The sequence below is a fragment of the Paracoccus haeundaensis genome (assembly GCF_006239215.1).
In the GTDB taxonomy this organism is placed as follows: domain Bacteria; phylum Pseudomonadota; class Alphaproteobacteria; order Rhodobacterales; family Rhodobacteraceae; genus Paracoccus; species Paracoccus marcusii.
In genome coordinates, this window is the sequence record NZ_VDDC01000003.1 from 1 (window position 1) to 13285 (window position 13285).

Annotated in this window: 10 protein-coding genes; 9 read left to right on the top strand and 1 reads right to left on the bottom strand. The window is 63.5% G+C overall.

What is annotated here, in order from left to right:
* Window positions 1-414: 414 nt before the first annotated feature.
* From FHD67_RS20330 to FHD67_RS01730, 4 genes are all read left to right on the top strand, one after another.
* Window positions 415-705: a hypothetical protein gene (locus tag FHD67_RS20330; protein WP_176695021.1), complete on the top strand. Its 291-nt coding sequence runs from the start codon at window positions 415-417 to the stop codon at window positions 703-705.
* A gap of 789 nt (window positions 706-1494) precedes the next feature.
* Window positions 1495-1767, top strand: a complete 273-nt coding sequence (locus tag FHD67_RS01720) for a hypothetical protein (protein WP_139597631.1) — start codon at window positions 1495-1497, stop codon at window positions 1765-1767.
* A gap of 411 nt (window positions 1768-2178) precedes the next feature.
* On the top strand, window positions 2179-4758 hold the full coding sequence (locus FHD67_RS01725) for a Hint domain-containing protein (RefSeq protein ID WP_139597632.1): 2580 nt from the start codon (window positions 2179-2181) through the stop codon (window positions 4756-4758).
* Between the two features lie 285 nt (window positions 4759-5043).
* Complete coding sequence (locus FHD67_RS01730; RefSeq protein WP_246071193.1) at window positions 5044-6051, top strand: exonuclease domain-containing protein; 1008 nt, start codon at window positions 5044-5046, stop codon at window positions 6049-6051.
* Between the two features lie 543 nt (window positions 6052-6594).
* Here FHD67_RS01730 and FHD67_RS01735 read toward each other — a convergent pair.
* Window positions 6595-7917 carry an MFS transporter gene (locus tag FHD67_RS01735; protein ID WP_046000907.1) on the bottom strand — a complete coding sequence of 441 codons (1323 nt, stop codon included), beginning with the start codon at window positions 7915-7917 and terminating at the stop codon, window positions 6595-6597.
* Window positions 7918-8161: 244 nt separating this feature from the next.
* Here FHD67_RS01735 and cyoA point away from each other — a divergent pair, with 244 nt between their 5' ends.
* From cyoA to FHD67_RS01760, 5 genes are read left to right on the top strand one after another with little or no spacing between them, the layout of a single operon-like run.
* On the top strand, window positions 8162-9361 hold the full coding sequence (gene cyoA, locus FHD67_RS01740; RefSeq protein ID WP_052715280.1) for a ubiquinol oxidase subunit II: 1200 nt from the start codon (window positions 8162-8164) through the stop codon (window positions 9359-9361).
* Between the two features lie 22 nt (window positions 9362-9383).
* Window positions 9384-11387: a cytochrome o ubiquinol oxidase subunit I gene (gene cyoB / locus FHD67_RS01745; protein WP_139597634.1), complete on the top strand. Its 2004-nt coding sequence runs from the start codon at window positions 9384-9386 to the stop codon at window positions 11385-11387.
* A gap of 9 nt (window positions 11388-11396) precedes the next feature.
* A complete protein-coding gene (cyoC, locus tag FHD67_RS01750) occupies window positions 11397-12014 on the top strand; it encodes a cytochrome o ubiquinol oxidase subunit III (protein WP_046000909.1) in 618 nt (205 codons plus the stop codon).
* A complete protein-coding gene (cyoD, locus tag FHD67_RS01755; RefSeq protein WP_139597635.1) occupies window positions 12014-12415 on the top strand; it encodes a cytochrome o ubiquinol oxidase subunit IV in 402 nt (133 codons plus the stop codon). The genes cyoC and cyoD overlap by 1 nt, the downstream gene beginning before the upstream one ends.
* 1 nt (window position 12416) lies before the next feature.
* Window positions 12417-13118 carry an SURF1 family protein gene (locus FHD67_RS01760; RefSeq protein WP_139597636.1) on the top strand — a complete coding sequence of 234 codons (702 nt, stop codon included), beginning with the start codon at window positions 12417-12419 and terminating at the stop codon, window positions 13116-13118.
* The last annotated feature ends 167 nt before the right edge of the window (window positions 13119-13285 follow it).

Consider the following 13285-nt stretch of genomic DNA (forward strand, 5'->3'; position numbering starts at 1 on the left):
TGGCGGCCGACCGCCAGCAGTGGTCTCCTCACTGACAGCAGAAGCAACGCAACCCGATCAGCAGGAGCAGATCAGAGCTTGAAAAGCGCCAGATCCCGTCAAAGGAATGGGGAGCACATCAGTGAAGGAAAAATTCCGTAGCAGATCAGCAACCTTGGCCCACAAAATTTAACGTATTGAACGTATTATCTCGGCGGTACTGAAGTTACGGCAGCATTTAACGATCAGTGGAAGATGACCTTAGCAATATCAATTCATACGGTCGACGACGGGAATGCATCCTGATCGACGCCACGCACAAGGTTGCAAGCCGTGCTTCCTGAATGCGTTTAGCTCTTTCTGTAATCCTTCAGCAGCCGTATCGCCTGATCGACCTTGGACTCTATCAGCTTGTCCAGAAAGGCGGGCGCCGACATGGCGGACCTGCTTTTCATCGGAGGCACGTGCTTTGCGGCCTTCGACTTTGTGTCTGATTTGGGTCGCGCGCGCGCGGTGTTCTTTCGGATCGTTGCCATTGATCAAGCCTTGGTCTGTGCAGCGTCTGAACCGGAACCCCCGCCTGATGTTCCAGGAGAAGGATTTTTATCTGAACCGGAGAAGGAGGAACGTCGAGCTGACGATTATTGCGGTTCGCACCGCCGCCCTGACATGCATCTTGTCGCGACGTTGCTTTCTCTCCTGTTACCCACCACGGCATGCAGGTAGGCCGTTCTATTAGGAACCTCAGATCGAGTGCACTTCCAAGCGTGGCCTGATCCGCCATCGCATATTTTTCCCGTGAAAGCGTTTCTGTTATCGAATGCTTTGCATTGGCCTGTACGTACCTCCACAAGGTGAACACCTGATGTGTTCCACGAGATGGATTATGGCCTGCAATCTGAAGTTGGCGCGTGTCCGCATGTTTCGGAACGCGTTGAGAGCGTCACGACCGAGGTGTTACACCGGTCCCAACACTTTGGCGCGTCGCAACAGTTGATTGCCCCTTGCTAAGGTACCTATACACGAAAATGGTATGCGCCTCGCAGTCATCACGATTTGATAGTTTCAGGCTGAATCAACAATGAAAATTTGATGCAATCGGCAGAATGGTGCCAATGCTAATTAGGTTCAGCCGCAGAGGAATTGTCGACCAAAGTTTGGACAGCTGAACTCAGTTTTCCGGAACTTAATTTGCAATTGATGCGGCCGCTGCCCGGATAGTTCGCAATATCTTAGACCAGAGCGCGGCATCCTGAGACTGCTTACTATAGAGCGACGAATAATTTGCAAAACTTACGACAGTCGCGATTTTTTGGAGCAACGTCCTTCCAATAACGTCCGACACGTTGCTTTAGGATAGACAAAGCGATCACAATTGATCGCAGTGTCGTGGGTGTCTTGACCTTACAACGGTGGGAAGCGCTACCTAGCAACGCGGTGATGGAGAATACCGCGAAATGAATCAACGGTTGAGTGAGGTGCGGGTTACAGGGCCGCGCGCTACCTGTGTGATTGATGATCGATCGTGAATTGCGCGACCGGTTCGTGGCCGCGGGCGTGCCTGAAACCCAGGTTGATCCCATCCTCTCCTATTTCGACCTTTATGGTGGGGCTGCTGAAATCACCTCCGAGGAAGAATATCGGAATGCGGCTGCCATTTATCTGACGCTGGATGGATATCTGGCGCCTGACGATGCGCACAGCGCCGTTGCCCGCTATGTCATCCATCTTGGCGTGCGGCTGGCGGAGTGGGATGGCAAGCATACCGTACCAAGCGTCCTGCGATGACCATAAAGCCCATGGGCGCGGTCGCTTCGTTGTCTGGTGCATGGTAACGATTTCGCCACCACCGGCGCAAATGTGCCGACAAATACAATCGTGAGTTGATTGGTTAACGGTGTCTTGCTACGCCGAACCTTCATGGTGGTGGTCGAGCAAAGCCGACCACCGACTGAACAACAACCCGATTGCAAAGGTTGCACGCTTGCCTGTCCAAACTCCGCACCCCCCTGCAATCCGCAGACATGCGCCACGGCGACAGCCCTCCATGACGCAGACCGCCAGGCAGCTCCGGGAAAGGCCGCATTCGCGGACCCGTCTGCCCCTTCGTACCTAGTGCACATTCATGTCTGAGCCGGCACCGCGATCCGCGGTGTCTCTTCATCATGCCCGGACCATGGGCTGGACACAGGATACATCATGCCGACGACCTTCAACTGGATCTCTCTTGGAACGCCCCGCAACGCCACCGGCGGCATCGTCACGGTCGACCCGTCAGAGATAATTGCCGGCGCAGAAAACGCATCCAGTCTCCTGACCGCCGCGTCCGGTTCGGGGCCCCGGGTGTTCGGTTCGCAAGGCGCGCCGCTCTACAACAGCATCACCTCTGCAACGATGATCAATCGCAGCGGCAGCGACAACGCGCTGGACACGGATACGGCCGTCGGCACATCGGCGGATCGTTTTACGACCAACATTGGCGCCGGAGTCCAGACCTTCAACTTTGACGCCTTGGTCAATTACAACGGCACCGTCACCTATGCGGATGGATCGACCGCGTCGAACGTGACGCTGTTGGTGGTGCAGGCGGAAACGGGCGAACTGTTTCTTGCGCCGCCGTCGGCCACGGGTTCGAACGCGGCGTTGACGCTCAAGCCGATCCAATCGATCCGGCTGGATTCGGTGGCGAATAATGACGTCAACCTGTTGATCGACCGCCAGCTTGGAATATTCGACGATGGCTTTGTCGATGGCACGGCCGGGGCCGACCTGATCGGTCCCAGTTATGCAGAGCCTGCCGCCGGCGGCTCCGACCGGGTCGACGGCAATGACGGGTTGACCAGCGCGGGCACCAATTTCAATGATGACCGTATCCGCGCGGGCGCGGGCAACGACACCATCGACGGCGGCTTTGGAAACGATCTGATAGACGCGGGCGAGGGCAACGACCTGGTCAACCTGACCGGGGTGTTCGGCAACGACACCATCACCGGCGGCGCGGGCAGCGACACGCTGTCCGGGGCAACGCTGACAGGCGCGTCCACCGTCACATTCAACGGCGGCTCCGGCACCTTTGCCAGCGGAGGCAGCACGGCCAGCTTCAACACCATCGAGGCCGTCACCACCGGCGCCGGCGCCGATACGGTCACCATCAGCGGGACCGCCGCGGGAAGCTTTGCCACGGGCGCCGGGGCGGACACGATCAACGCGGGCGGTTCCGGCGCGGATACCATCAATGCGGGCGACGGCGACGACCTGGTCAACCTGACCGGAACGTTCGGCAGCGACACAATCACCGGCGGCGCGGGCAGCGACACGCTGTCAGGGGCCACGCTGACGGGCGCGTCCACGGTCACGTTCACCAACGGCACCGGCACCTTTGCCAATGGTGGCAGCACGGCCAGCTTCAATACCATCGAGGCGATCACCACAGGTGTGGGCGCCGATACGGTCAACGCGGCCACCAACACCTCAGCCGCCAGCTTCGCCCTGGGTGCGGGCAATGACAGCTTTACCGGCGGCCTTGGTGCCGAGACGATCGATGGCGGTGCGGGCGACGACACGATCGTCTCGGGTGGCGGTGCGGATGTCGTCAACGCGGGGGACGGGCAGGACCTTGTCGATGCGGGTGAGGGCAACGACTATGTCGATGCGGGGGCCGGAAACGACACCGTCGCCGGCGGTGCGGGCAACGACACCCTGCTGGGTGGCACGGGCGACGACCAGCTGAGCGGCGGCACCGGCGACGACAGCCTGCTGGGGGGCGCCGGCAACGACGTTCTTCTGGGTGGCGACGGAAATGACTATCTGGACGGCGGCCCTGGCGCCGATACTTTGACGGGTGGCGCGGGGAACGACGTCTTCGTCGTGTCGAACGGCGATCTCATCACCGACTTCACGACCGGCGACCCGGCCAACAACGACAGCGTGGATCTGACGGCCTTCTACAACGATGACAACCTGGCGATCATCAATGCGCAGCGGGTGTCGGCGGGGCTGACACCTTACAACTCCGCCTTGGGCTGGCTCAGGGCGGACCAGGCCGATGATGGGGTGCTGAACAGCATTCGGACCGATGCGGGCTTTGCCGAAAACGTCACGCTGAGGATCCAGAACGGCGGAACGGCGGTGACGGCGGCGCAGCTGACCGAAGGCTCGACCTCTGTGCTGTGCTTCGGGTCGGACGCGCTGATCCAGACGGTGGACGGTCCCGTGCCGGCCGGTGCGCTGAGGGTGGGCGACATGGTGATGACCCGCGACAACGGCGCGCAGCCCATCCGCTGGATCGGTCAGCGCGTCATCGATGCGGCCGCCTTGGCGGATCGGCCCGCACTTGCGCCCATCCGCATCCGCGCCGGCGCCCTGGGCCAGGCATTGCCCAGCAGCGACCTGATCGTCTCGCCCCAGCACCGCATCCTGGTGCGATCGAAGATCGCCACGCGCATGGTCGGCGCGCCCGAGGTCCTGGTCGCCGCCAAGCAGCTGATGGCCGCCGACGGCATCGACGTGGCCGACGATCTGGCCGAGGTGACCTATGTCCACTTCCTGTTCGACGACCACCAGATCGTCCTGTCCAACGGGGCGGAGACCGAGTCGCTTCATACCGGACAGGAGGCGCTGAAGGCGGTTCCCGTCGAGGCGCGTGCCGAAATCTTGGCCCTGTTCCCGGATCTGGCCGATGGAACGTCGCGTGCGGCCGTGCGCCCCATGCTGACCGGGCGGCTGGGACGAAAGCTAGCGGAACGCCATGCCCGCAACAGAAAGGCGCTGGTCGCCTGAAGATCGGAAAGGCGTGCCGATCCTTGGCACGCCTTTTGCCCAACTTGAGGGGTAGGTTTGCATAGTCGCCGCCGGGCTTGGCGTCGGCCCGCGGGGCAGGGTTGTCTGACCAGGGACGTGGCTGCACTGCAATCGTGGTATCTTGTTAGGCGAACCGGAGGGCATCCGATCGTCAATGCATCGCGGCCGAACTGACGCTGCGAAGCGGTTGCACCGTGCCGGCAGATGTCCGACGATAGCGGCACCGTCTGACGTGACGCGGCGGCCTTGGTGGCGAGGATTTGCATGACCCGGTTCGATCGGCCTTTCGGGACCATGCCCGACGCACACCCTGGTGATCGACGCGGGGCGGGTCGCGGTCTGCCGACGTCCGGGATCGATCTGCAGGCTGCCAGGCCAGCCTTCGGCCATGCCGATCAGGTTCCCGTGGGCAACTTTCGCTTCGTCGCGCTGGACGTCGAGACGGCGTGCAGCGACGCGGCAAGCATCTGTCAGATCGGCTTGGCCTGCGTGCAGCTGGATGACGAAATTCAGACGTTTTCGATGCTGGTCAATCCCAGGTCGCGATTCGACCCATTCAACATTCGTCTGCACGGCATCGGTCCGGACCATGTGGCACAGGCCCCCGGCTTTGCCGAGGCGCTGGAGATGCTGCTGCCCCTGCTGACGCGCCATCACCTTGTGCAGCACAGCAACTTTGACAAGCAGGCGATGAATGCCGCCTGCCGGATCTGCGGCCTGAACGTTCCCGATCTGCGCTGGAGCGACAGTGTCACGATCGCAAGGCGGGCTTGGCCCGAACTGAAGGGGAACGGAGGGCATGGGCTGGCAAACCTCAAACGCGTGCTGAACCTTCGGTTCCACCACCACGACGCGGGAGAGGACGCCCGCGCGGCGGCCATGGTCGTGCAGCATGCCGAGCGCCGCCTGGGCCTGCCCTTCGACGACCTGATCAAGCCGGTCGTGAAAAAGCGCCAGCCGCCTGCGATCACTTTGGCGGGAAATCCCGCGGGGCCGCTGGCGGGGTCCACGGTGGTTTTCACGGGCACGCTTGGCATGCCGCGCGCAATGGCGGCGGACATGGCGGCGCGATCCGGGATGGATGTCAGGGCGGGTGTGACACGGCAGACCACCCACCTCGTCGTGGGGGATCAGGACCTGCTCGAACACGACGGCGCCTTGCGCAGCGCCAAGCACCAGAAGGCCGTGCAGATGCGGGATGCGGGGCATTCCATCCAGATCATGGGAGAGAGCGCGTTTCAAAGACTGATCGCCGGCTTCGGCGCCGTCTGAGCATTCGGGGTCGGTTCGGCCAGATCGCGATATCGCGGGGCGGCAGACCGGAAACGGAAACGCCGCCTCGCTGGTCGGTCTGGCCCCTGCCGCATAATTTGCGGGCACCCGTTCACCGCCAACGTCGTGGGTGATCAGACGCGAGGCACGTCAAATCGTTTGGGGAGAACAGGCGAGGCAACTGCGCCCATTCGGTATTCTAGTATGGACAGGGGTGGCGTGATGACACTGTCCAATCTGCGTGCCGGTGGGTCGCTGTCATTCCGTGCTCAGCAGATGGCACCGGACGGCCAAAGAAAATCCGTGCTGAACATCAGAAACCTTCGCTTATGAAAGAGGCGCGATGGGTCTTGCGAAGCGCAATGCACTTTCCTGATATTAAAAACGCCTTGGCCGGACCGCCGGTCTGCGTGCCAGTAGATCGCTCCTCATGTCTTGGAGCAGCGGTCGGCACGACTGGTATCGACGCCGCCCGAACAAGGCCGAAGCTGTCCGGGCGGCACGTGTGCAAGGTCTCGCCGCGCCGAAAGACGCGGCGGGATCTTATTCGTCGGTGATCTCCATCTGGCCCCTGCGGGACGTCTGGATCGCGATCACGGTGCAGATCACGCCCGATCCAAGATAGACGCCCGCGGCCCACAGGCCCAGCACGCTGGACATCGACAGGGCCGTCAGGGGGGCGAAGCCCGCCCCGAACATCCAGGACAGCGACGCCACCAGCGCCGAGGCGGTATAGCGGTTCTTCTTGCCGAAGAGCGAGGCGATGACGCCAGAGCTTTGCCCGAAGCTGAGGCCCAGGAGGACGAAGCCCAGCACGATGTAGGTCGTGGCTCCCTCGCGTCCGCCGGCCAGAAGCAGCGGGCCGAGGACAGCGAACGCGCCGATCGCCAGGGCACCCAGCATCAGCAGGCGACGCCGGCCGATCTTGTCGGCGATGTAGCCCGAGGCCACGATTGACACGATCCCCGCAACGGAACCCCAGATCAGCGAATAGAGCACCGCCTCGGGGGGATCGTTCGAATAGAGGAACACCCAGGACAGCGGGAAGATCGTGACCATGTGGAACATTGCAAAGCTGGCCAACGGCATGAAGATGCCCAGGATCATGCTTTTGCCGTCCTGCTTCAGCGTCGGGCGGATGCGCGAGGGGCGCAGTTCGCTGGAGTTCAGCATGTCGTCGAATTCGGGCGATGCCACGATCCGAAGGCGGGCGAACAGCGCGACGACGTTTATGGCGAAGGCCACGAAGAACGGATAGCGCCAGCCCCAGTCCACGAATTCGTCCGCCGAGACGTTGATCAGCAGATAGGCATAGAGCAATGCCGCCACGGCCAGGCCGATGGGCGCCCCAAGCTGCGGAATCATCGCATAGAAGCCGCGCTTTTCGCGGCTGACTGACAGGGCCAGCAGCGACGGAAGACCGTCCCAGGTTCCGCCCAGGGCCAGGCCCTGACCGATCCGCAGCAGGGCCATGATCGCGATCGCCCACCAGCCAAGCGTGTCATAGCTGGGCACAAGGCCCATCGCGACCGTCGACGTCCCAAGAAGCAGCAGCGCGGCCGTCAGCTTGCCCTTGCGCCCGACGGCGCGGTCAACGGCCATGAAGATCACCGTCCCAACGGGACGCGCGACGAAGGCCAGCGCCAGCAGCACGAAGGACGCAAGCGTCCCCTCGACCGGGTCCAGGAAGCCGAACAGGCGCGCCGGAAAGACCAGCACGCAGGCGATGGAGAACACGAAGAAGTCGAAGAACTCGGACGTGCGGCCGATGATCACGCCGACCGCGATGTCGGAGGGAGAGACGTGGTGGTCGTCCGCATCCTGGCCGGTATTGAGCCGGGAGCCGGTTTGGGTTGACGTCGCCATGGCAAGACGCCTCCTGATAGATGCTGCATTGACGCGGGGTGCACGGCCGGAATGATCCGGGCACCCGCTCCCTTGCCCGTGGCACGGCCGGATTGGAATTGGACAAGTTGTCATAGGTCAACTTGTCCAATGTCGCCCGCCGCCCCGACGCAATACCGCCTGCCTTCAAAACCCCGTCTCGACTTTCGAAGGCGAATCACCCGGCGCGCAGACGACCGTGCCATTGACCCGGATTGATGAAGCTATGATGCGGATAATCAAGCGAGCCTCCTGGCTGATCCCCCTGATGGCGCTCTCGGCCTGCAAGGCCGAGGTTCTGGCCCCCACCGGCGACATCGCGGCCCAGCAGCGCGACCTGCTTGTCTGGGCGACGGGGATCATGCTGATCATCATCATCCCCGTGCTGGTGCTGGTCGTGCTGTTCGCCTGGCGCTATCGCGCCCGGAACCGCGATGCCAGCTATGCCCCGGACTGGAGCCATTCGACCAAGCTGGAACTGGTGATCTGGGCGATCCCCGCGCTGATCATCATCGCGCTTGGGGCGATGACCTGGGTGGGCACGCACCACCTGGACCCCTATCGCCCGATCCAGCGCGTCTCGGCGGACACGCCGCTGACGGACCAGACCCCGCTGGTGGTCGAGACGGTGTCGCTGGATTGGAAGTGGCTGTTCATCTATCCCGAACAGGGCGTGGCCAGCGTCAACGAACTGGTCGTGCCGGTGGACCGCCCGATCGAGTTCCGCCTGACATCGTCCTCGGTCATGAACGCGTTCTACATCCCGTCGATGGCGGGAATGATCTATTCGATGCCGGGGATGGAGACGACGCTGCACGGCATCTTCAATGCCGAGGGCACGTTCCAGGGGATGGCGTCGCACTATTCCGGGGCGGGCTTCTCGGGCATGCGGTTCAAGGCCCATGCCGTCACCGACGCCGACTTCGACCAGTGGGCGGTCGAGACGCGCGAGGCCGGCGGAGAACTGGACCGGGCCGAGTACCTGGACCTGGCGCGCCCCTCCGAGAACGTCGCGCCCCACCGCTACGGCGCGGTGGATGCGCAGCTGTTCCCGCGCGTGGTCAACATGTGCGTCGAGGACGGCAAGATCTGCATGGCAGAGATGATGGATCTGGACCGCCAAGGCGGCACGGGCCTGGCTGGCACCATGAACATGCAGTCGCTGGTCCAGGACCGCGTCGCGCAGCGCGGAGAGCGCGCGCCCACCCTGGGCTGGGAACCCTTCTACGTCAGCGGGTTCTGTTCGCCCGCCGAGGAGGATCTGATGCTGACGCTGCGGGCGGACCTGCCGCCGCCCCCCGTCGACGCCGCGCCCCTGCGGGGACACGGACTGGACCATCCGGGCACCGGGCTGGTCGACATGCTGCGCCGCCCCGCCCGGGTGCTGACCGGCCTGTCGCGCGACCCCGACGCCGACGAGCTCTGAGCCGAGAGACAGGATAAGAACCATGGCCACGATCGACCACAGCACGACCTTTCTTCTTGGCCGTCTGAACCTCAGCGCAATTCCCCAGGACCCCATCGTGTGGGCGACCTTCGTCGTCGTCGCGATCGGCGGTGCGGGCCTCATGGCGGTGCTGACCAAGTATCGCCTGTGGGGCTATCTGTGGCACGAATGGTTCACCACCGTGGACCACAAGAAGATCGGCATCATGTACATGGTGCTGGCGCTGATCATGCTGCTGCGGGGCTTTGCCGACGCGGTGATGATGCGGCTGCAGTCGATGCTGGCCTTCAACGGGTCCGAGGGCTACCTGAACTCGCACCACTACGACCAGATCTTCACGGCGCATGGCGTGATCATGATCTTCTTCGTGGCAATGCCCTTCATCACCGGCCTGATGAACTATCTGGTGCCGCTGCAGATCGGCGCGCGCGACGTGTCCTTCCCGTTCCTGAACAACCTGTCGTTCTGGATGACGGTGGGCGGCGCGGTGATCATCATGGCCTCGCTGTTCGTGGGAGAGTTCGCGCAGACCGGCTGGCTGGCCTTTCCGCCGCTGTCGGGCATCGGCTTCAGCCCCTGGGTCGGGGTCGACTACTACATCTGGGGCCTGCAGGTGGCGGGCGTGGGAACGACGCTGTCGGGCATCAACCTGCTGGTGACCATCATCAAGATGCGTGCGCCCGGCATGGACTACATGCGCATGCCGATCTTCACCTGGACGGCGCTTTGCACGAACATCCTGATCGTCGCGTCCTTCCCGGTGCTGACGGTCACGCTGGTCCTGCTGACGCTGGACCGCTATGTCGGCACGAACTTCTTCACCAGCGATCTTGGCGGCAACGCCATGATGTACGTGAACCTGATCTGGATCTGGGGCCACCCCGAGGTCTACATCCTGATCCTGCCGCTGTTCGGCGTCTTCTCCGAGGTCACGGCGACCTTCTCGGGCAAGCGGCTGTTCGGTTATACCTCGATGGTCTATGCGACCGTCTGCATCACGGTCCTCAGCTATCTGGTCTGGCTGCACCACTTCTTCACGATGGGGTCGGGCGCGTCGGTGAACGCCTTCTTCGGCATCACCACGATGATCATCTCGGTTCCCACGGGGGCCAAGCTGTTCAACTGGATCTTCACCATGTATCGCGGCCGCATCCGGTTCGACCTGCCGATGATGTGGACGGTGGCCTTCATGCTGACCTTCACCGTGGGCGGCATGACGGGTGTTTTGCTGGCCGTGCCGCCCGCGGACTTCGTGCTGCACAACTCGCTGTTCCTGGTGGCGCATTTTCATAACGTGATCATCGGCGGCGTGCTGTTCGGCCTGTTCGCGGCCATCAACTTCTGGTGGCCCAAGGCCTTCGGCTTCCAGCTGGACGTCTTCTGGGGCAAGATCAGCTTCTGGCTGTGGGTCGTGGGCTTCTGGTTCGCGTTCATGCCGCTCTACATCCTGGGCCTGATGGGCGTGACGCGGCGGATGCGCGTGTTCGACGACCCGGACCTGTGGATCTGGTTCGCGATATCCGGCCTTGGCGTCGCGATGGTCGCGGGCGGCATCGGCGCGATGCTGATGCAGTTCGGCGTCTCGATCTGGCGCCGCAAGGAGCTGGTGGACGAAAGCGGCGATCCCTGGGACGGGCGCACGCTGGAATGGGCGACTTCGTCGCCCCCGCCGGCCTACAACTTCGCCTTCACGCCGGTCGTTCACGGCCTGGACGCGTGGAACGACATGAAGCAGGTCGGCCAGACCCGCCCGCAGGGAACATATCTGCCCATCCACATGCCCCGCAACACCGGCACGGGCGTGATCCTGGCGGGTGCGGCGACGGTCTGCGGCTTTGCGCTGGTCTGGTACATCTGGTGGCTGGCTGCGGCGGCCTTCATCGGCATGATCGCCGTGGCGATCGCCCATACCTTCAACTATGACCGCGACTTCCACATTCCGGCCGAAGAGGTTGCACGGACCGAGGCCGCGCGCGACCGCCAGCTGGCGGCGCTTGGCGCCTGATCGGAGGACATGATGACACCCGCGACCGCAACCGACGTCCAGTACTGGGACACCGAACCCCATCACCACGAGGAGGGGGCCTCGACGACCATCGGGTTCTGGATCTACCTGATGAGCGACTGCCTGATGTTCGCCGTCCTCTTCGCCGTCTTCGGCGTTCTGGGGCAAAGCTATGCCGCGGGCCCCGGCCCGCAGGCGCTGTTCGAACTGCACCTGGTCGCCATCAACACCGCCTTCCTGCTGCTGTCGTCGCTGACCTTCGGGTTCGCGATGCTGTCCACGCTGGCGGGCCGGCAGGGTCCGGCGATGATGTGGCTGGGCGCGACCCTGGTCCTGGGCCTGGCCTTCCTTGCCGTCGAGATCTATGAATTCCACCACCTGATCCATCTGGGCGCAGGCCCGCAGCGGTCCGCTTTCCTGTCGTCCTTCTTTGCCTTGGTCGGCACACACGGGCTGCACGTGGCCTTCGGCTGCCTGTGGCTGGTCACCCTGATGGTCCAGATCACCCGGCACGGGCTGACCGGAGCAAACATCCGGCGGATGACCTGCCTGTCGATGTTCTGGCACTTCCTGGACGTCATCTGGATCGGCGTCTTCACCTTCGTCTATCTGCTGGGGATGATCTGATGGCCGACACCGCACATGCCAAGACCGCAGCCCATGTCCATCACCCCGACGGCCATGACCACGGCACCTATCGGTCCTATGTCATCGGGTTCATCCTGTCGGTCGTGCTGACCGCGATCCCCTTCGGCCTGGTCATGGCCGGGGGTCTGGAAAGCCGTCTGCTGACGGCGGGGATCGTGATCGGCGCGGCGGCGATCCAGATCCTGGTGCACATGGTCTACTTCCTGCACATGAACGGCCGGTCCGACGAAGGCTGGACGATGATGGCGCTGATCTTCACCGTCGTCGTGGTGGTGATCATCCTGGCCGGGTCGCTGTGGGTCATGCACAACATGAACGCCAACATGATGCCCCAGATGAACCATGACGGTATGCCGCAGCTGTCCGGCTTCGGGACGTAACATGGCGGCGTGGCGCGGACCGGTCCGATGGGGCATCGTGATCCCCGGCACCGTCCTGTGCCTGATCTTCCTGGCGCTGGGCGTCTGGCAGGTGCAGCGGCTGGAATGGAAGCGCGACCTGATCGCGCGCACCCAGGCCGCCGTCACCGCCGCCCCGGTGGCGGCGCCGTCCCCCCAGGCCGTGGCGGGGGACGACACGTTCGAATACCGCCGCGTCATGCTGTCCGGCCGCTACCTGCAGGCCCCGGACACGCTGGTGCGTGCCGTCACGGCCCTGGGCGCGGGCTATTGGGTGATGACGCCGTTCCGGACCGATCAGGGGTGGACCCTGCTGGTTAACCGCGGCTTCGTCGCGGCTGACGGGACCGACGACTATGCCCCCGCATCGACCGTGCCGGATCAGGTCCTGACCGGCCTGATGCGCGCCAGTCAGGAAGGCGGGGCCTTCCTGCGCGACAACGATCCGCAGGAGGGCCGCTGGTTCTCGCGCGATACGCAGGTCATCGGCGCCGCCGTCGGCCTGGATCCGGTCGCGCCGTGGTTCCTGGACCTGGACCGCGGTCCGGGGCAGGGGGCACCCATCGGGGGGCTGACGGTCGTGTCCTTCCCGAACAGCCATCTCAGCTATGCGTTGACCTGGTTCGCGATGGCGGCGGGGCTGGCCTTCCTGCTGGTCTTCATTCACCGGCCGCACGGTCGTTAGACGGTCCGTGGCATCGAGCAGACCCGCCATCCATCGGGCGTGTGTCAGCGTTCCCGGCCCTTGGCATCGGCCACCCATACCGCCACTGCGATCAGCCCATCAGCCCATCAGCCCATCAGCCCATCAGCCCATCAGCCCATCAGCCCATCAGCCCATCAGCCCATCAG